Here is a 17,401-nt window from a genome sequence, read left to right on the forward strand (position 1 = left end):
GGTGAGGGTTTGTGGGTGGGGCGGTGGGTGGAGAGTCTGCTGCCGGGTGTGGTGAGGCGCGTCGTGGAGGGTGCGGATCCGCAGCCGCGGTGGGTGCCGCGGCGCGTGCTGACGGTGGTGTCGGCCGATGTCGACACCGGCGCCGGTGTCGGGGCGGTCTGGGCCCTGTGGCGTCCGAAGTCCGCGCGGGTGCGTGAGTACACCGTGCTCCTGGAGTGGTACGGGGAGCAGTGGCGGTATGTGGGAGGTACGGAAGGCGGTAGTGGGTCGGTGGACGACCCCGCCGACGTCGACGTGATCGAGATCCGTGGCGGCGGGGGAGTGCTCAGCCTCACCCGCGACCGCGACCCGACGCACACCATGGACACCGCCCCATGGATCGGCTGTGTTGAAGTCCACCTCGGGCCGGACGTCAGGCACCTCCTCGTCGGCAACCGCCGGATCGTCGTCCCCGAGCGGCGCAAGCTCGCCGCCGTCTGGACGTCCCGCCCCGCCAGCCGCGCAGTACGTCCCGTCCTCGTGGCCCTCGGTCACGATGGCACCGAACTCTCCCGCATAGGCCCACACGACACCCTGGATACCTACACCTGGGCACGTCTGCGAGAGGAGTGGTAGGCGGGGCGTGAATGGCCTTCATGGGAGCGTTCGTTGGCATGTTGGTGGGCGCGTTTGGCGCTGAGGGGTGAGCGCTGACGAATGCGCCTCTTGCGCACCATCGCGCCCCTGGGGCGGTGCATGGAGGCGGCGCGGGCGGGGGCAACCATCAAAGCTGTGTGCCGGGTTCAAGGCACCTGCGCGCTCAGCGCGCGGTTTTCAACGGAGGGGGAAGTTCCATGCGCAGTTCCCTGCTGAGCTCGACGTTCGTCCGCCGCGTCGGGGCGGGACTGGCGGCGATAGTGACGGTCGGCGGCCTCACGGCGGCTCCGGCGACCGCGGCCGAGTCCCGTGCGTACGGCATGACCTCGTCGTTTGTCGCCTACGAGGGGACAAGCTACTCGGGGCGGTCTCAAGACATCAACGGCTGTGGATTCCATGGCATCCCGTTCCACGGCTCCTACCGGTGGATTCCGCGAGGGCAGAGCGGCCGGATGCACAACGCGGCAGACGGACGCGACGCGGTCCACACCGTCCTCCAGAGCAACCGCGGCGCGGAGCAGTCCACTCCGTTCGGCTGGCGGAGCATGTACATCGTCTGCTGACCCAGTCGTCCGCTGACCCAGCCTCGCAAGTCTCCTCAGCTCCTCGGGCCATGTCCTGGTGACATGGCCCGAGGTGTTTTGCCCCGTCTGTACGACAACTCCGCGCGTTCGTACGGAAATTGAGTGGCCGGGGCGCCTCGGTGCGGGAGAGGGTGCGTTCGGTGTACGGCCGTTGGGGCGGGGTGGTTGCCGTGGGCGGCCCCGCGAGGAGAGGGGCATGCGGACTGTGACGACCGGATCGGCGGCGGCGTTGGTGGTGGGCAGCGACGTGAGCGTCACGTTGGTGAAGGCGGGGCGGACGAAGGTGCGGTATCCCGCGACCGTCGTGAGCGACGACGGGACGTGTGCCGTGGTGCGGGCGCGGTGGGCGCGGCCCACGGTCCGGGACTTCGGGTTCGTGCGGTTCGAGCCGGGCGACGTCTTCATCGAGCACTACTGGCGTGACCGTTGGTACGCGGTCAAGGAGGTGCGGGACGCCGACGACACGGTCAAGGGCTGGTACTGCGATGTGGTGCGCCCGGCGCTGATCGGGGCCGACGGCATCGAGGTCGAGGACCTGGACCTGGATCTGTGGCAGTCGGCCGACGGCGCGCGCGTGCTCAGGCTGGACGAGGACGAATTCGCGCAGAGCGGGATCGAGGCGCGCGATCCGGACGCGGCGGCCCAGGCGCGGCGTGCCCTGGACACCCTCGAAGAGCTCGCCCGCGGCGGGAACTTGCGCACGCTGTGAGCCTGTGCTGCGAGCGCGCCCGGCGAGGGCTGTTGGCCTGCTGACTGGTGGATGCGGGCTGGTTACGGTCCGACTTGCCGGATCGGTGGGGTTGTGCCTGGGAACGTGGTGGCGCGGCCGGTGTCGGGACGCGGTCCGGGTGCGATTGCCTGGGCGGCGGGGCGGGATCAGAGTGGGAGGGAGGCGGAAGATGTGGGCGCGTTCGTAGGGAGGCGTACCGCAATGACTGAGGCACTCTCCCGCCGGGAGCGTTTTCTCCTGGCGCAGATCGAACAGGACCTGAGCGCGGAGGACACCACGCTGGACCGCCGTCTGACGGCCATGCGTTGGGACGCTCCGGGGCCGCACCCGTCGTCCGCCACGCGGCTCGACGGTGAACCGGGAACCCACTCCGTGGGAGATGTGTTCCGGGGCCTGTTGGCCAAGGCCGGCACGGCCGTCGCGGCGGCCGTGGTGTCGGTGTGCGCGTCGGTCTGGGGACTGGCGCTGGCCTGCCTGGCGCGGCTGGTCTGCCGGTGGTCGCGCCCCCGGAACGTCCACGACTGGGGACCGGGCGACTGAGCCCGGGAACGGCGCACCCAGGCCGTGTGGTGAGCGATCGGTCGTGAGCGGTGGGTGCCGGGCGCGGTGCGTCCGGCCCGGCCTGCCCCGTGCGGCCAGCGGAAGGAGCGACATGGGGATGTTTCCGGCGCCGCCGTCGATCGAGGGGCTTACCGCGGTGGTCACGGGCGGCTCGCGCGGACTGGGGTTTCTCATGGCCCGGGAGCTGATGGCCCGCGGTTGCGACGTCGTGCTGTTCGCCCGTGACGGGGACGAACTGCACCGGGCGGTCGGCCGGCTCACGCCGTCGACCATGGGTTCCGTACGCGGCGTGATCTGCGACGTGCGGGACAAGGCCGCGGTGCGGGAGCGCATCGACGAGGTCGTCGAGGACAACGGCCACCTGGACGTCGTCTTCGCCAATGCCGGCATCATTCAGGTGGGGCCGGCCGACGCGCTCGGCACGGAGGGGTTCCACGACGCGATGGACGCGATCTTCAACGGCGCGTTGAACACCGCGTTCGCCGCGCTTCCCCATCTGCGCAGCAGCCCGGCGGGCGGCAGGCTGGCGCTGATCGGTTCGGTGGGCGGGCTGCTGGCGGTGCCGCACCTGCTGCCGTACTCGTGCGCCAAGGCATCGGTGGCCGTCCTGGCCGAGGGGTTGTACGCGGAGGAGTCGCCGCACGGCGTTTCGGTGACCGGGATCCACCCCGGGTTGATGCGGACCGGCTCGCACCTCCATGCCCGGTTCGGCGGTGACCGGCGGCGCGAGTACGCCTGGTTCCAGGCCCTGGCCGGTGCACCCGTGTTGTCCATGAACGCCGAACACGCGGCGGAACGCATCGTGACGGCCGTCCAGCGCCGGCGGCCGCGCATCGTCCTCAGCCCGTTGGCCAAGCTGGGCGCGGTGGCTCACGGCCTGGCGCCGACCACCACGACGCGGCTGACCACGGCCGCGAGCCGGTTGCTGCCCACCGGCGGTGGGCCGGGCACGGCCGAGGGGATCGAGGTCCAGGCACAGGGCCAGGCGCCGGCACCGCGCTTGCGCGAGTGGTTGGGGGTGCTCAACGAGCGGGCGGCCGACCGCTTCAACCAGCGGGGGCGGCACGACGGCGCTTGAGCGCGCTGCCTGGGCGCGTGGCTTGGGTGCGTTGCCTGGGCACATTGCTTGGGCGCGTTGCCCGTGGGGCCGGAGCATTGACGCGCAACGAGGGCTGTCCGGCGGCGAGTTCGGCTTCGGGTCGCCGGTGCACGCCGTCGACGGGGGTGGGAAGCCAGGCCGTCACGAGGAGGATGCGCGGTTCGATGGCCAACCACCGTCGGCAAACGGCCCGACGGCCGCGCTCAACAGCGGGGCGTCTCGTCGGCTCAGCGGGGCGTCTCGTCAGCGTGGCGTCGAGCGGACCTCGAATCCGCTGAGCAGTTCCGGCTCCTCGTCGCGGATCTCCACGTGCGTCACCTCGGCGGACGGTGGCCCCTGGTGTGCCCAGTCGACCATCCGCGCGACGCCCTCCTCGGCGCCCTCGAAGACCGCCTCGACCTCCCCGCCGGGCAGGTTGCGCACCCACCCCGAGACGCCGCTCTCGACGGCGGTTTGGCGGCAGGTGTCCCTGAAGAAGACTCCCTGCACCGTTCCGGACACGATCACGTGCTTCCGCAGCATGAGCAGGACTGTAAGGGAAGGGGCGCGGCCGGGGGACGACCTCCGGGCCCGGCGCGCCCCGCGGGGCGGCCGGTCAGCCGCGGTCGCCGGCCGGTGCGACGTGCTTGCGATACGCCGCGTCGAGGTCGCGGACCTCCACGGAGGCATGCACCGTCAGGCCCGTCGCGGCCGCCGTGTGGTGGCGCACCAGGTCGAGCGTCACCTCGCCGAGCGTGGCCTTGGCCTCCGCGGTGCGGCCCGGCAGGATCGCGAAGTCGAGGTGGATCAGGGCCTGTTGGGGCTCGTCGTGGGCGATGACGGCGTCGTCGACGCAGCGGAAGCGGGTCTTGCAGCTCTCGACGGTGATGCCGTCGACGGTCTTCGCGGCGAGGGCGTGCAGCTCGCGGGCGAAGCGTCGGCGGTCGAGGAACTCCCGTAGCGAGGCGTCGTAGTCGACGGTGATCTGCGGCATGTGGGGTCTCCTCCCCGGGGGTGGGGCGCATGGGGCGTAGGGCGAACGGTGGTTCGGGACAGCAACGGTAATCGACCGAACAGCCGCGGTCACTAGGGGCTTTGTTGAGCGGACGGGACGCGTGTGGGGGAGGGGGCGGGGATTGCGGCTCGGGGCTCGGGGTCACCGCGTGTCGACGGAGCTGTCCGCTACGGAGCGGGTGATCCGCAGTCGCGCCCGCGCCCGGTCCACCAGCGGGTACTTCTCCCGTTGGGCGCCCGTTTTGCCGTCCAACTCCTCGACGAGCCGCTGGGACCGCTTCTCCACGTCCAACTCGTCCAGGATCCGGTCGATCTCGGTCAACAGCGCGCCGTGCAACTGCCACTGGCGCGGATGCTCCCGCACCCCGTCCAACAGCAGGTGTGCCACCACCTCCCGACTGGCGCGGCTGGCGGCCAGCGCCCGCACCAGTCGCTGCTCGGCCTCCTCGGCACTGGTGCTGACCTGCGTGGTGATGAGCACCGCGAAGCTCTCCACCGCCCGGGCCAGATGACCGAAGAGCTCGTGCAGCGCTTCGCCGGTCTCTGGGGCGAACAGCGGCTCGTCGGTCCGGACCTTGGCCAGGTCCGTCAGCGTGCGGCAGGCCGTCCGCAGCACCACCGCGGAGATCTCCAGGGCGTCCAGTCCGGTGCGCAGCACGACGCGGGAGAGCCGGCCCTCCTTGACGCGGGGGTTGAGCCGCAGGCTGTCCTCGGCCCGCCGCAGTGCCGCGTCCACCTGCACGATGTCGTGGTCCAGCCGCCGTGCCTGGTGCAGGCGTTCGGCCGCCTCCGGCACCGTCGTGCGGCCGCGCACCTGTTGGCCCAGGCCCAGCAGCAGATCGTGCATCCGTCCGGCGAGGCCCTCGATGGCCTCGCCGGCGGGCTGTACCCACACCGGCGGTACGAACAGCACGTTGAACAGCAGGCCCACGATCGCGCCGATCAGCGTTTCCAACACCCGGTCCCAGGCGGTCGCCGCCACCTGCGTCGTGGTCACCCCGAGCACCAGCATCGCGCTGATCGCCACCTCCGGCACGAACTCACCGGCCCGCACGAACCGCCCCACCACCAACGACGCCAGGATGATCAACCCCAGGCTCCACCAGGTCAGGCCGACCAGGGCGCTGAAGCCGATCGCGATGACCACGCCCACCACCACCGAGTTCACCCTGCGCACACCGGTGGTCAACGTGGTGTAGAGGGTGACTTGGACGACGAGGAGCGCGGTCAGCGGTGCGGTCAGCGGGGCCGGCTCACTGCTCAGCAGCAGCGCGACGACGTAGGAGATCACCGCGGCGACGGTGGAGCGCAGCGTCTGGGCGACCACCGGCTCGGTGTGCCGCCGGACGAGATCCAACAGGGGGTCGGTAACGTCACGCACTCTTTGTCCCCTTCCCCCCTATTTGCCGGGAGCAACATCCGAGCGCTGATCGATATGAAGTCAATCCGGGCGGTGGTCGGTATGGAGTCGATCCGGGCGGTGGTCGGTATGGAGTCGATCCGGGCGGTGACCGGTGTGGAGTCATGGAGTCATGGAGTCGCGGGGCCCGGAGTCGTGGGGTGTGCGGTTCGGTGGTCTTCGCCGCCGTGTCATCGGGCTGCTGCACGGTGTCACCCGGCGAGCCTGTCTGTTTCGAAGCCCAGGTTTCCGTTTCGTTTGAATTTCGCCCGTCTCCTCCCCCTGTCGCTTTGGCGCCCGGCAGGTTGATGACGAGCCAATGGCGTGGCGGGGGTGCCTCCGGGTGATCACCCTGGAAGGGCAACTCCCCTGCACGACAACGCTGCTGCGCCGCACCTCCCCACAACTCTCCACGCCCGCTCAGGAGGTCCGATGAAGTCCCTTCAGCTACTCGGCATCGCGCTGCTCGGCCTCGCGCTGACCACCGGCCCGGTCGCCGCGCGAACGACCGCCCACGCCGGCCGGGGCACCCAGGTCGCGGCCGCTCACCCGGCCGCCGGCAAGTCGGGCGGGGACAGCGGCTGGGGCTGACCCACCGCGGACCGCGGCGTCCGCGACGGCCGGCCCAACTCGTCCGTCGCCCGAACTCGTCCGCCGCCCCAACTCATCCATCATCCTGAGCCATTCGCTTTCCCGGGTCATCCGCACCATCGGAGGAAAGGTGTCTGAGAAAAGCCGGCTCCCCCCGGTCCTCCAGTCGTTCGTCGACGAACTCGCGCTCTGCGTGGCTACATACGGGGACAAGGGGGCCGCCCTCCTGTGGACCGAGGCCGACGAACACCTCCTCCTGCTGTACCACGTGTGGCTGTTGGACCGCCTGGCGTCGATGCCTGGTGTACCTGGGCCTGGCACGCCCGTATCTGGCATGCCCGTACCTGGCGTGCCTGCGTCCCGCGTCCCGATTGCCGCCGGTCCGGAGGCCGCGCCGCTCGTCGCCGCCCTCGGCCGGAACCTCGGCTGCCTCGCGCGGGCGTACTACCACGTGCTGCCCGCGGGAGGGGCCAGTGACCGGGTCGGCTTCGGCGACGACGAGGTGACCCTGAGCGTCGCCGAGGGCGCCTGCCGGTTGCGCCTGTGGTCGCTCGCGGGCGCCGAGTGCGCGGCGCCGGACCTACGGTTGCGGGAGGGCGAGTCGCTCTTCGTGCCGGCCGGCCACGTCTACGAGGTGTCGGACGTGCACACCCCAACGGTCCTGGTGGTACTCGTACTTGGGGAGGAGGGCTGAGGGGTTGGCGGGATGGCGTCAGGGGTGTTGGTCTCGGGTGGTTCAGACGGCGACGCCGTCGCGGGCAGACACCCCCGCCGTCGAGCCACCCTCTGCCTGGGTGCCCGTGGCCTGGACACCCTCTGCCTGGGTGTCCGTCTCCGAGACGTCCGACGGGGGTTCGTCCGCCGACAGCAGCCCTCGGGTCGCCGCCGCCACCCCGGCCTGGAAGCGGCTCTCCGCCCCCAACATCTGCATGATGTCGGCGATATGGCGACGCACCGTCCGCAGCGACATGCCCAGTCGGCGCGCGATCGTCTCGTCCTTCACCCCGGCCGCGAGCAGCCGCAGGATGGTCCGGTCGAGGTCCTTGGCGACGGACTCCAGGCCGTCCTCGGCGGCGTCGGAGAAGGGTTGGGCCAGGGCCCAGGACTGCTCGAAGAGGTTGCACAGGAAGTGGACCACCGACGGCTGTCGGATCACCACCGCGCCCCAGGTGCCCCGGTGGTCGGGAAGGAAGGCGAGCTTCCGGTCGAAGATGATGGCCCGGCCGAACAGTTGGTGCGCGGTACGGTACTCCGCCCCCATCGCGCTGACCGTGGCCACGTATGCCTGACTGGGGCTGTTGAAGCGGGCGGTGTGGTGGTACAGCGTGCGGATGGCGACCCCGCGCCGCAGCAACTCGGTGTCCCGGGCCAGGGCTTCCTTGAGCACCTCGGGGCGTCGGGTTCCGCCGGGCTGGACGGTCAGCATCTCCTCCCGGCACTCGTCGGCGGCCCGGTTCAGCGCGGCCCGCACCTCGGTGGGGCCGGGGATCGTGGACAGGTCCGAGGGCGCGCTCCGCAAACCGTCGCCGTAGTATTCGGCGAGCCGGGCGAACTGGTCGTGTACGGTGCGCAGTTGGGTCTGCTGCTGGCGGATGGACTCCTTCAGGGGGCTGGTGACAACCGCCGCGACGAGCTGGGGATCGACGGCCCACAGTCGGCCGTCCTCGTCCGCGTCGGGCTGTACCAGTCCGAGCCGTTCCAACCTCTCGACGGCCCGGTGGATCTGCTCCTCGGACAGCTCCTCCGCCTGCGTCAACTGGGCGGTCGCCAGGCAACCGTGCTGGGCCACCCACCGGTAGACGGCGACCTCGACGGCGTCGAGCCGATGCCCGGTGGCGAGCACGTCATCACCGGTCTGCTGGCCCATCCGTAGCTCCTCTTCCGTTGTGCGGCGCGGGTGGAAGGAGGGCGTGATCGCCCCGTTCCCGTCCACCTCGTCCGTTACCGGACCTGCGCCCGGCCCCACCGACGTGTCGTATGGGGCGCCGGAACTTGACTATGCACAGTCCGATATGAGCCTGTCCAAGACACGTTCATCATCGGCCTCATAACCATTGGGTATGGCACCCCTACCTCCCCCCTACCTTCGCTCGACTTCCCTGCTTTCCTTAACCTTCCCTATTCACCTTGCAGATGGGGAAGGTTAAGGTATTTTCATGAGTGATCGTTTCTACACCGTGGAGCAGGTGGCCTCCTGGTTGGAGCTGCATGTCCGCACCGTCCGGAACTACGTCCGCGACGGGCGGCTCCCCGCGGTCCGGATCGGCAAGCAGTACCGCATCGCCCACGAGGACCTGGAGACCTTCACCGGTCGCCCGGTCCCCGCGTCCGACGGCGCAACTGCCGGGCGGCCGGGCCACAGTGAGGCGTCCACGATCGTCGAGATCGAGGACATCGACCGCGCCATGGTCGATCGCCTGAGCACGATGCTGATGGCCGCGGCCGTAGACCGGGGCCCGGGCTCCCGGTCGCTGCGGATCGAGACGGTCTACGACAAGGAACGGGCCCGGATGAAGGTCATCGTCCTCGGCGGACTGGCCGACACGGCCCGGCTGTTGGAATGCATAGAGGGGGTGCTCGCGTCATGAGTACGCGCGCGGAGAAGAACGCAACGACGAGCCAACCGACGACGAGCCAAGCGACGACAAGCCGAGCGAAGGCAACGTCGAACGAGGCGCCGACGGACACGTCCGCGGACACGTCCACGGAAAGGTCCGCGGAAAGGTCTACGGAAAGGTCTACGGAAACAGCCACCGGAACATCCGCGGGCGCCTCGGTGGGGGCGAGCGCCCTCTACGACTCCGAGGCCGGGGCGGCGGCGATCCTGGGCCGGTACCAAGAGGCGCTGGACGGCTGGCCGGTGCCGGCGGAGCGGATGCGGGTGCCGACCCGGCACGGAGAGACCTTCGTCGTCGTCTCCGGGCCGACGGACGCGCCGCCCGTCCTGCTGCTGCACGGCTCGGGGGCGAACGCCTCGATGTGGCGCGACGACATCACCGCCTGGTCCAGGCACTTCCGCACCTACGCCGTGGACCTCATCGGCGAGCCCGGCTACAGCGCCCCCACCCGCTTGCCGCTGGCCTCCGACGGCCATGCGGACTGGCTGGACGACGTGTTGACGGCCCTCGGCCTCGACGAGACGGCCGTGGTGGCGACGTCGCTCGGCGGATGGTTGGCACTGGACTACGCCAACCGCCGACCGGAGCGGGTGACGCGACTGGCGCTGCTCTGCCCCGGCGGCGTGGGACGGCAGCGCACGGGCTGGCTGTTCAAGGCGCTGCTGCTACGGGCCCTCGGCCCGAAGGGAGTGCGTCGTTCGGCGCAGAAGGGCACGGGCCTGGACGCGCCGGAGTTCGCGCCCGTGCTCGACACCGTCGTCCTGACCTTCACGCACTTCAAACCGCGCATGGAACGACTCCCGACCTTCTCCGACGAGGAGTTGGGACGGCTGACCATGCCGGTACTGACGATCGTCGGGGGTCGCGACGTCCTCTTCGACTCCGCGAGGACCGCCCGACGGATGCGCGCCTGCGTACCGCACGCGCAGGTGCACCTCCTGCCCGAACACGGCCACGCCCTGCTCGGCCAGACCACCACCGTCCTGGATTTCCTGCGCAGTTGACGGAGCGGGCGCGCCCCACCTCCGCCGGTGGCCCGGCGCTCCAAGACGTACGCCGGCGATCGGGTCCTCCTGCCCGGCGCCGAGCGACCGGGGTCGCGGTAGGCATCCGCGACTGACTGTCTGACCGCCTGCTGACCGCCTGACTGACGGGCGGTGGGCGGGGCGTTCGGATCACCGGCGGTTTGCCGGGGCGCCGACGGGGACATCTGCAGCGCATGGACAGCCGCGCGCCAAGACCGCCGACGAGCAAGCCGGTTGCCCGCTCGCGGGCGGCCGCGCGGCGCCTTCCCCGTCAACGGCCGGCGACAGCGGCGGTGGGGGAGAGGGCGACGACGCCCGCCGGAGTCGCCGCGCACTGCTCGCGGCGACCGTCGGCGGGGTCGTCGAATCCTTCGACTGGACGCTCTACGCCGTCCTGGCGCCGTACTTCGCCGCCCAGGTGTTCCCCGGCGACACCCCGGTGGTCCAACTGCTCGGCGCCTACCTGGGCTTCGCCGTCGGCTTCGTCGTCCGCCCCCTCGGCTCGTACCTGATGGGTCGGATCGCCGACGCCCGCGGCCGCCGCTTCGGCCTGACCCTCAGCATGGCCGTGATCTCCGTGGCGAGCGTGCTGGTCGCGGCCCTCCCGACGGCCGGGGCGATCGGCGCGGCGGCACCGGTGCTCCTGGTGGCGCTGCGGCTCGTCCAGGGCCTGTCGATGGGCGGCGAGAACCCCAGCGCCGCCGCGTACGTCGCCGAGACCGCGCCGCCCGCCCTGCGGTTCCTCTACAGCGCGCTCTCCTACTCCGGCGTCGTCGTCGGCAACATCCTCTCCTTCGGCGTGCTGACCCTGCTGCTGACCACCCTCGGCAACGACGGGGTGACCGGCGGAGGTTGGCGGATCGGCTTCCTGGTGGCGGCCGCGCTCGGACTGTTCGCGCTGTGGATCCGGCGCGGGGCGCAGGAGAGCGAGGAGTTCACCGCGCACGCCGGCCACCGGCCCCCCGGCCGCGAACGGCGGGCACTCCTGCGCACCCACGCTCGCCACCTCCTCGCCGTCTTCCTGATCACCCTCGGCACGACCGTCGGCTACTACTTCGGCACCACCTACCTCCCCCACTACGCCGCCCAACTCGGCGTCGCCTCGGACACCGCCTCGGCCGCGGCCATGCTGCTGCCGCTGCTCGCGCTGATCGCCGCGATGGCCGGCGTCGGACGGCTTGCCGACCGGTTCGGCGCGCTGCCCACCCTGCGCACGGGACTGGTGCTGCTCGCCCTGGGCACCGTTCCGCTGATGACCGCGCTGGCCCGCCGGGCACTGCCGATGTGGCTGGTGACCGTCGGCTATCTGCTGCTGATCGCGGCCCCCATCGGACTGGCGAACGTGCTCTTCGCCCGGCTGTTCCCGGTGACGGTGCGAGTGGTGGCGATGGGTGTGCCGTTCACCCTGGCCACCGGCCTCTTCGGCGGGACCTTCCCCCTGCTGGCCCAGGCACTCGCCGATGCCGGCCGCCTGACCCTGGTGCCCTGGTGGGCGGCCGGCGCCGCCGCCCTCTCCCTGCTCGGCACCTACCTCGTCCGCCCCCCAACCTCCCCAACCCGCAAGGAGCACGCATGAACCTCCGCGACGACGCCCGCGCTCTCTCCGACGACCTGGTACGACTGCGCCGCAGCCTGCACCGCACCCCCGAGGTCGGCCTCGACCTGCCCCGCACCCAGGAGGCCGTACTCACCGAACTGGACGGCCTGCCACTGGAGTTGACCCTCGGCGAGGGACTCAGCTCCATCACGGCGGTGCTGCGCGGGGCGACCCCCGGCCCCGTCGTCCTGCTCCGCGGCGACATGGACGCCCTGCCGGTCGCCGAACGCACCGGCCTGGACTTCGCCGCCGACAACGGACGGATGCACGCCTGCGGCCACGACCTGCACACCACCATGCTCACCGGCGCCGCCACCCTCCTCTCCGCGCACCGCGACCAGCTCGCCGGCGACGTGGTCTTCATGTTCCAACCAGGCGAGGAGGGCTTCGACGGCGCCCGACACATGCTTGCGGAGGGCCTGTTGGACGCGGCCGGCCGACGCCCCGACGCGGCGTACGCCGTCCACGTCATGTCCGCGGGGCTGCCCAGCGGCGTCTTCGGGACCCGCGGCGGCCCGGCACTGGCCGCGGCCGACGACCTGCGGGTGACCGTCCGGGGCGCCGGCGGTCACGGTTCGATGCCGCACCGCGCCAAGGACCCGGTACAGGCAGGCTGCGCCATGGTCACCGCGCTCCAGGCATGGATCACCCGCACCTTCGACGTCTTCGACCCGGTGATCCTGACCGTCGGCACCTTCCACGCCGGCACCCAGCAGAACGTCATCCCGGACACCGCGGTCTTCGAGGCCACGGTCCGCAGCTTCTCGTCCGCCGCCCAGGCCCGGCTCAAGGACGGCACGGTGGAGGTCTGCCGGGGCATCGCCGCGGCCTACGGGGTCGAGGTGGACGCCGAGTTCACCCACCTCTACCCCGTCACCGTCAACGACCACACCGAGGCCGAATTCGCGGCCCACACCGTCCGCGAGACGCTCGGCGAGGAGCGCTTCGCGCCCATGCCCCGCCCCCTGCACGGCTCCGAGGACTTCTCCCGCGTCCTGGCCGAGATCCCCGGCGCCATGCTCACCCTCGGCGCCCCACCCGCCGGCGCCGACCCCGAGCAGGCCCCCAACAACCACTCCCCGCGCGCCGAATTCGACGACACCGTCCTCGCCGACGGCACAGCCCTCTACGCAGAACTGGCAACCCGCAGGCTCACCCGCCCGACCGCGTAGCAGCGCGTCACCCGGCTTGCTCTGCGGGCCTGGTCTGGCCTGGCTCGGCCAGACTTGCCCTTCCCGGCGGTGCCTGGGTGCCCCTCCACCGAGGCACCGCCCCCGATCCCCGATCAGGACATCCCAATCGATATCCCGACCGCCCCTCCCCGCAACTCACCCCAGAGAGGGATACGTCCCGGCGAGGTAGTCCCCGATCTGCTGGCGCATGCTGGCATGGATGTCGTACTCCCAAGCTCCCCCGGCCGCACGAACCGCACCCCGTCGGCCTCGTCATTGACGGTCGGTTCACCGCCAACCGGCCGCCCGAGATAGGTGTTCTCGTACTGCTGCCGGATCTCCCCGTCGCTGTACGCAACGATGTGGCGGGGGTTGGAGTAGACCCCCAGAAACCCGGTGATCTCGGCAACGATGCCAGTCTCCTCCAGGCACTCCCGCACCGCACACTGCGCCGCAGTCTCCCCGATGTCCTGAGCGCCGCCAGGCAGGGCCCACTGCCCCGTGTCCCGTCGCCGCTGCAACAGAATCGCCCCGTCCCCATCAACGACAAGCAGATTGCTCGCCGGAACAAGGCTGTTCGCCTTCGGAGCACCAGGATCGTCGTAGTACTCGGTCCTACCCATACGCGCCACCGCCTCCTGCTCGAAAACCCGGGTCGCTTCCCTCGCCGCCCCGACCCGCCTGCTACGAACCTCCGAGCGTAGCCCGGCCTGGTCGTTCACGGTCGCGCAGCAAGGCCAGAGCTCCGCCGCGACGGCCGTACACCATCACCATGGCCTGCGCGGCAACGAGCATGACGACCAGTATCAACACGCCGAGCAACGGAACGCTGTCCAGGGGGAGCGTGTAGGCCATGACGACGCGGGCAACGGCGTCGAGGAGAAACGCGGTTCCCCACCCAACGCTGGCCAACCGCAGCCACCGCTGAAACACGGGACTGTCCCGCCACAGCTCGTTGAAACGTCGTGCGGCGCCTGGTGGGCTGACCTTGACGGCGACGTCGAGGAGGAACGGCCGGGCCAGGGCCAGAGACCCGAGGATCCAAAGGCCCAGTACGCCGGTGATCCAGCTTTCCCGGGCCAACAGCGCCCGGGGATCGCCGGTGACCATCGCCACCAGCAGCGACAGTGTCATCGAAGCGATCACAAACAGCGCGGTGGCGTCGACGTGCCGCTGCCGCGCCCAGGTCAAGGCGAGGCCGGAGGCCGGCGCGATGGCCGCCAGGACCAGCGCCAGCCATTGATCGGTCCCGGCCGCCCGGCATTCGTAGAACACCGCGAGAGGAACCACAACGTCAAGCCCCAAGGCCATCCATGCGTGCCGACGCGATGTCTCCGCTGCGCCCGGTCCGTCCGTGTGTCCGTGCCCGTACCCGCGCCCGTTATCCGCTTCGTCAGTCCCCGTCACCGCAAATCTCCCCCTATGTGAACAACTGTTACTGCCTGCCTGGACGTTCACGTCCGATTCTCTGCGGTCGCGCGGTGGAACAGTGCCACCAGATCGCGGGTATAGCCGCCTAGGTCGAGGTCCGGAATCACGCTGAGCTGCGGTCCGATGGCGTCGATGGCCGCACGGATCGTCACCGCCACAGTGCGTGTGTTGAACTCGCCGAACTGCCCCTGCTCTTGGCCCCGTTGCAGGATGTCTTGCAACGGCGCGAGACTGTCGCCGTAGACCGAGGCGTCGAGTGCGAGCCGGGAGCGGCCGTCTTCGTCGGTGAAGTTCATCGCGATCGCCACCAGTGCCCTGACTTGGTCGCGGTGGGTCGCGATGTACTCGACATTGGCCTCGACGTACGCGGTCAACTCGTCGGCGGGACTGGGCTGGTGTCGCCACCGCGCAGCCATGAACTCCGCACCTTGGTTCGTTACCGCGGCGACGACCTCGTGGATCAGCTCCTCGCGGCTGGTGAAGTGGTAGAAGATCGCCTGCTTGGTGATCCCCGCCCGCTGCGCGATCTCCGCCAGCGATGCCCGGGGCAACCCCACCTCCACGATGGCCGCGATCGCACAGTCCACCAACTGCGATCGCCGTGCCTGCTCGATGAACGTTCGCTCTTGCTTACCGTTGGATCGATTTTTTGACCGCACGGTAAAAAACCTAGCACCGGACCACTCCAGCCCGCCAGGGCAAGGGAGTTGGCGATCGGCGCCGCAGCGACTCGACCGCCCCTCTGCGCGTTTTCCGCGCCCGATCACAGCGGGCCGCCGACGATCTGCACAGGAACCGGCGAAGGTCCCCGACCGCGTTCACCGCGGGCCCCCCTTGGATCCGGCGCCTACCCGCCACGGAACCAGCGCAGCACTTCGACAGTCGCCAAGTTTCCTACTATTCTAAATTTCAGACTAGTCGAGGCTACGAAGGAGCGTGGGCTGATGGCGGTGGCTTCACCTCAAGGGGCGTGGGTTCGGGCGCTGCTGCAGCTATGCCTGCTCGGTGTCCTGGAGTCCGAAGGGCCCAGCTACGGGTACGCGTTGCTCAATCGACTGGCGGAGGCGGGCCTCGACACCGTCAAACCCGCCACGCTCTACCCCGCGCTGACCCGTCTCGCGGAGGAGGGCGCGGTCGAGGCGCAGTGGGCGGCTGGCGAGAGCGGCCCGGGGCGCAAGTACTACGCCATCACGGAGCAGGGGCGGGCGCATCTTGAGAGTCAGCGCAGGGCGTGGGGCGACTTCAGGGTCGCCGTTACGGCGCTAGCAGAGGGGAAGAGCTGATGACAGTGGCAGAAGAAATCCGGTGGGCGCAGGGGGAGGACGAGAGGTGGGCCGCGGCCTTCGAGCTTCACTTCATCACGAAGTTCTCTCCCCCTGAGGGACTGGCCGATCAAGTGCTGTCCGAGGTCTACGAGGCAGTGGCCGAGGCGGGCCAGCCGGCAGGCGACCTGTTCGGTGAACCGCAGCAGTACGCGGCCTGTGTTGCGGCCGAGCGCATCGACGAAACGCACGCGAGCAAGAGGAATTCAGACGGCATGACGCCCGGTGAACGGCTCACCGGCACCGTTTTGGCGGCGGGTTTTGTGGCCATGTTGGTGTCCGCTGTGTACTGGGTGCGCGGTGGCCTGTGGGCCGATGTGTCTGCAGCGTCACTGGTGGGAGTCGGCGCCCTGGCCATATGTGCCGTACTCCTGTGCCTCGTTGAGGCGTTGCGTGCCGCGGGGCGCGTGCAAGCCGCCCTCGTGTGCGGGGCTGCGGTGGTGGTCATGGTCGCAGCCGGGGCCGCCGCTTTCACCATGCTCCCGCAGCACGTACTTTTCTCTCTACCGATACCCGTGTTGGTGGCCGCATCGGCCGCCGTGATGGTCGGTGCGTATCACTTCCCGGACGCCACGGCAGACAAGTGGTTCACCCCGCAGCGGGCCGAGGGTGACGCGCAGTGGCTGCGACAGCTGGACGGGCTGCTCAGGGGGCGGCACGGCCTCCCGGCGCGCCAGGCCAGGGAACATGTGGCTGAAGCACGTTCCCACCTGGCAAGCGCACCGGACCTGACGGCGCGCGACGAGTTCGGGGACGTGGAGACGTACGCGGCCCGGCTTGCCGGCGGCCCCCGTCGTACGAGGTGGACGCACCGTCACAAGGCATATCTGGCCGGGGGGTTCGCGGCAGCCGTCACGGTGGCGAACTTCGATGTGCTGCGCAATGCGGACGTCACCTCGTTCGGCTTCTGGTGCGCGGTGGTCGCCGTGGTGTTCTCACTGGGCTACGCGGCGGTGCGATTCCGGCACTGCCGTCAGCAGCGGTAGGGACGGTGAGAAGAGGAGTGGAGGGCAGCGGCGTGGCCCCCCACTTCGGCTTCGGCGCGATGTCGGAAGGGGCGGGATAGTTGCATGCGGTGGTTTGCAGGCTGCGCCCGACGATGATGATCAGGCCCGAGCCGACCTGCTGCGGGGCAGGTGCAGGGACCAGGGCGCAGCCGTCCCCTCTGTGAGTCACTTCTTGAGGCAGAGGTGAGTCTGTACTGCGGTGAGGATCTGCTCGGCCTGCGAGGCGGTGAACTCGGTCGCACCGCTGAACCGTTGGCGGGTGATGTCCACCTGCTTGGCATGGTCGTTGGGGAAGCTGTGGACGGTGCCGCAGGTGTCGCGGCCGCGGCTTACCGCCCGGTCTTCCTTGCCGTTGACGATGGCCGGCGAGATGGCGTTCAGCGCGCGGATGTACTTCGCCTGCGTAGCCGCGTCGGGCCTGGGTGGAATCCCGCGGTCCCGTTCCACATCCTGAATCGCCTTGCCCGGAGAAGCCGTTGCCGCCGGCGTACTCCGTACGGGGGGCTTCTCGGTCTTGACGCCGTCCGAGCTGCTGCAGGCAGCGAGCGACGTGGCGAGGGCCAGGGTGGTTAAGGCGATGGCGGTGCGCTTCACGTTCGGTCTCCCGAGCAGATGACTACTGACACAGGTGTGACC

20 protein-coding genes and 1 pseudogene are annotated in these 17,401 nt (G+C 70.2%); 13 read left to right on the forward strand and 8 right to left on the reverse strand.

The window, feature by feature from the left end; translation table 11 throughout:
• The first annotated feature begins 27 nt into the window (after positions 1 to 27).
• The 5 genes from ACIQU6_RS23875 (at position 28) to ACIQU6_RS23895 (ending at position 3,589) form a co-directional block, all read left to right on the forward strand.
• Positions 28 to 615: a hypothetical protein gene (locus ACIQU6_RS23875; RefSeq protein WP_403483702.1), complete on the forward strand. Its 588-nt coding sequence runs from the start codon at positions 28 to 30 to the stop codon at positions 613 to 615.
• 218 nt (positions 616 to 833) lie between these two features.
• A complete protein-coding gene (locus ACIQU6_RS23880; protein ID WP_403483703.1) occupies positions 834 to 1,199 on the forward strand; it encodes a MiAMP1 family antimicrobial peptide in 366 nt (121 codons plus the stop codon).
• Positions 1,200 to 1,416: 217 nt separating this feature from the next.
• Positions 1,417 to 1,929, forward strand: a complete 513-nt coding sequence (locus tag ACIQU6_RS23885; RefSeq protein ID WP_403483704.1) for a DUF402 domain-containing protein — start codon at positions 1,417 to 1,419, stop codon at positions 1,927 to 1,929.
• A gap of 222 nt (positions 1,930 to 2,151) precedes the next feature.
• Positions 2,152 to 2,490 carry a hypothetical protein gene (locus tag ACIQU6_RS23890; RefSeq protein ID WP_403483705.1) on the forward strand — a complete coding sequence of 113 codons (339 nt, stop codon included), beginning with the start codon at positions 2,152 to 2,154 and terminating at the stop codon, positions 2,488 to 2,490.
• A 112-nt stretch (positions 2,491 to 2,602) separates the two neighbouring features.
• Positions 2,603 to 3,589, forward strand: a complete 987-nt coding sequence (locus tag ACIQU6_RS23895) for an SDR family NAD(P)-dependent oxidoreductase (protein ID WP_403483706.1) — start codon at positions 2,603 to 2,605, stop codon at positions 3,587 to 3,589.
• Positions 3,590 to 3,853: 264 nt separating this feature from the next.
• Here ACIQU6_RS23895 and ACIQU6_RS23900 read toward each other — a convergent pair whose 3' ends face one another.
• The 3 genes from ACIQU6_RS23900 to ACIQU6_RS23910 all read right to left on the reverse strand — a co-directional run bounded on the left by ACIQU6_RS23900 (position 3,854) and on the right by ACIQU6_RS23910 (position 5,984).
• Complete coding sequence (locus ACIQU6_RS23900) at positions 3,854 to 4,132, reverse strand: acylphosphatase (protein ID WP_403483707.1); 279 nt, start codon at positions 4,130 to 4,132, stop codon at positions 3,854 to 3,856.
• Positions 4,133 to 4,205: 73 nt separating this feature from the next.
• Entirely contained in the window at positions 4,206 to 4,583 is a 378-nt protein-coding gene (locus ACIQU6_RS23905; RefSeq protein ID WP_403483708.1) for a 5-carboxymethyl-2-hydroxymuconate Delta-isomerase, read from the reverse strand.
• A 162-nt stretch (positions 4,584 to 4,745) separates the two neighbouring features.
• On the reverse strand, positions 4,746 to 5,984 hold the full coding sequence (locus ACIQU6_RS23910; protein ID WP_403483709.1) for an aromatic acid exporter family protein: 1,239 nt from the start codon (positions 5,982 to 5,984) through the stop codon (positions 4,746 to 4,748).
• 450 nt (positions 5,985 to 6,434) lie between these two features.
• Here ACIQU6_RS23910 and ACIQU6_RS23915 point away from each other — a divergent pair, with 450 nt between their 5' ends.
• Both ACIQU6_RS23915 and ACIQU6_RS23920 read left to right on the forward strand, forming a co-directional pair.
• Positions 6,435 to 6,593 carry a hypothetical protein gene (locus ACIQU6_RS23915; protein WP_403483710.1) on the forward strand — a complete coding sequence of 53 codons (159 nt, stop codon included), beginning with the start codon at positions 6,435 to 6,437 and terminating at the stop codon, positions 6,591 to 6,593.
• 130 nt (positions 6,594 to 6,723) lie between these two features.
• A complete protein-coding gene (locus ACIQU6_RS23920) occupies positions 6,724 to 7,287 on the forward strand; it encodes a hypothetical protein (protein ID WP_403483711.1) in 564 nt (187 codons plus the stop codon).
• A gap of 42 nt (positions 7,288 to 7,329) precedes the next feature.
• Here ACIQU6_RS23920 and ACIQU6_RS23925 read toward each other — a convergent pair whose 3' ends face one another.
• A complete protein-coding gene (locus tag ACIQU6_RS23925) occupies positions 7,330 to 8,460 on the reverse strand; it encodes a LuxR C-terminal-related transcriptional regulator (protein ID WP_403483712.1) in 1,131 nt (376 codons plus the stop codon).
• Positions 8,461 to 8,749: 289 nt separating this feature from the next.
• Here ACIQU6_RS23925 and ACIQU6_RS23930 point away from each other — a divergent pair, with 289 nt between their 5' ends.
• From ACIQU6_RS23930 to ACIQU6_RS23945, 4 genes are all read left to right on the forward strand, one after another.
• Positions 8,750 to 9,181, forward strand: coding sequence for a helix-turn-helix domain-containing protein (locus ACIQU6_RS23930; RefSeq protein ID WP_403483713.1), 432 nt, complete (start codon positions 8,750 to 8,752; stop codon positions 9,179 to 9,181).
• A 188-nt stretch (positions 9,182 to 9,369) separates the two neighbouring features.
• Positions 9,370 to 10,215 carry an alpha/beta fold hydrolase gene (locus ACIQU6_RS23935; protein ID WP_403483714.1) on the forward strand — a complete coding sequence of 282 codons (846 nt, stop codon included), beginning with the start codon at positions 9,370 to 9,372 and terminating at the stop codon, positions 10,213 to 10,215.
• 355 nt (positions 10,216 to 10,570) lie between these two features.
• Positions 10,571 to 11,812: an MFS transporter gene (locus ACIQU6_RS23940; protein ID WP_403483742.1), complete on the forward strand. Its 1,242-nt coding sequence runs from the start codon at positions 10,571 to 10,573 to the stop codon at positions 11,810 to 11,812.
• Positions 11,809 to 13,005 carry a M20 family metallopeptidase gene (locus ACIQU6_RS23945; RefSeq protein ID WP_403483715.1) on the forward strand — a complete coding sequence of 399 codons (1,197 nt, stop codon included), beginning with the start codon at positions 11,809 to 11,811 and terminating at the stop codon, positions 13,003 to 13,005. The genes ACIQU6_RS23940 and ACIQU6_RS23945 overlap by 4 nt, the downstream gene beginning before the upstream one ends.
• Before the next feature lie 156 nt (positions 13,006 to 13,161).
• On the opposite strand, the pseudogene ACIQU6_RS23950 reads toward ACIQU6_RS23945, so the two are convergent.
• The 3 genes and pseudogenes from ACIQU6_RS23950 to ACIQU6_RS23960 all read right to left on the reverse strand — a co-directional run bounded on the left by ACIQU6_RS23950 (position 13,162) and on the right by ACIQU6_RS23960 (position 15,095).
• Positions 13,162 to 13,628 (reverse strand): annotated as a pseudogene (locus ACIQU6_RS23950) (NUDIX hydrolase).
• 61 nt (positions 13,629 to 13,689) lie between these two features.
• Positions 13,690 to 14,316, reverse strand: a complete 627-nt coding sequence (locus ACIQU6_RS23955; protein ID WP_403483716.1) for a VC0807 family protein — start codon at positions 14,314 to 14,316, stop codon at positions 13,690 to 13,692.
• 143 nt (positions 14,317 to 14,459) lie between these two features.
• The gene (locus ACIQU6_RS23960) at positions 14,460 to 15,095 is read right to left on the reverse strand and encodes a TetR/AcrR family transcriptional regulator (protein WP_403483717.1); all 636 of its coding nucleotides are present in this window, start codon (positions 15,093 to 15,095) and stop codon (positions 14,460 to 14,462) included.
• 285 nt (positions 15,096 to 15,380) lie between these two features.
• Between ACIQU6_RS23960 and ACIQU6_RS23965 the strand changes: the two genes are divergently transcribed.
• Positions 15,381 to 15,719 (forward strand): PadR family transcriptional regulator, encoded by a 339-nt coding sequence (locus tag ACIQU6_RS23965; protein ID WP_403483718.1) that lies wholly within the window; start codon positions 15,381 to 15,383, stop codon positions 15,717 to 15,719.
• Positions 15,720 to 15,832: 113 nt separating this feature from the next.
• On the forward strand, positions 15,833 to 16,744 hold the full coding sequence (locus tag ACIQU6_RS23970) for a hypothetical protein (protein WP_403483719.1): 912 nt from the start codon (positions 15,833 to 15,835) through the stop codon (positions 16,742 to 16,744).
• A 186-nt stretch (positions 16,745 to 16,930) separates the two neighbouring features.
• On the opposite strand, the gene ACIQU6_RS23975 is transcribed toward ACIQU6_RS23970, so the two are convergent.
• Positions 16,931 to 17,359, reverse strand: a complete 429-nt coding sequence (locus tag ACIQU6_RS23975; protein ID WP_403483720.1) for a hypothetical protein — start codon at positions 17,357 to 17,359, stop codon at positions 16,931 to 16,933.
• Positions 17,360 to 17,401: the final 42 nt, after the last annotated feature.

The organism is Streptomyces sp. NPDC090442 (genome assembly GCF_044769405.1).
Taxonomy (GTDB): domain Bacteria; phylum Actinomycetota; class Actinomycetes; order Streptomycetales; family Streptomycetaceae; genus Streptomyces.

Excerpts from the sequence above, each read along its gene's own strand:
- ACIQU6_RS23930 (WP_403483713.1), top strand. The coding sequence starts at position 8,750 with ATGAGTGATCGTTTCTACACCGTGGAGCAGGTGGCCTCCTGGTTGGAG.
- ACIQU6_RS23945 (WP_403483715.1), top strand. The coding sequence starts at position 11,809 with ATGAACCTCCGCGACGACGCCCGCGCTCTCTCCGACGACCTGGTACGA.
- ACIQU6_RS23915 (WP_403483710.1), top strand. The coding sequence starts at position 6,435 with ATGAAGTCCCTTCAGCTACTCGGCATCGCGCTGCTCGGCCTCGCGCTG.
- ACIQU6_RS23965 (WP_403483718.1), top strand. The coding sequence starts at position 15,381 with ATGGCGGTGGCTTCACCTCAAGGGGCGTGGGTTCGGGCGCTGCTGCAG.
- ACIQU6_RS23885 (WP_403483704.1), top strand. The coding sequence starts at position 1,417 with ATGCGGACTGTGACGACCGGATCGGCGGCGGCGTTGGTGGTGGGCAGC.
- ACIQU6_RS23905 (WP_403483708.1), bottom strand. The coding sequence starts at position 4,583 with ATGCCGCAGATCACCGTCGACTACGACGCCTCGCTACGGGAGTTCCTC.
- ACIQU6_RS23925 (WP_403483712.1), bottom strand. The coding sequence starts at position 8,460 with ATGGGCCAGCAGACCGGTGATGACGTGCTCGCCACCGGGCATCGGCTC.
- ACIQU6_RS23890 (WP_403483705.1), top strand. The coding sequence starts at position 2,152 with ATGACTGAGGCACTCTCCCGCCGGGAGCGTTTTCTCCTGGCGCAGATC.
- ACIQU6_RS23880 (WP_403483703.1), top strand. The coding sequence starts at position 834 with ATGCGCAGTTCCCTGCTGAGCTCGACGTTCGTCCGCCGCGTCGGGGCG.
- ACIQU6_RS23895 (WP_403483706.1), top strand. The coding sequence starts at position 2,603 with ATGGGGATGTTTCCGGCGCCGCCGTCGATCGAGGGGCTTACCGCGGTG.
- ACIQU6_RS23955 (WP_403483716.1), bottom strand. The coding sequence starts at position 14,316 with ATGGCCTTGGGGCTTGACGTTGTGGTTCCTCTCGCGGTGTTCTACGAA.
- ACIQU6_RS23900 (WP_403483707.1), bottom strand. The coding sequence starts at position 4,132 with ATGCTGCGGAAGCACGTGATCGTGTCCGGAACGGTGCAGGGAGTCTTC.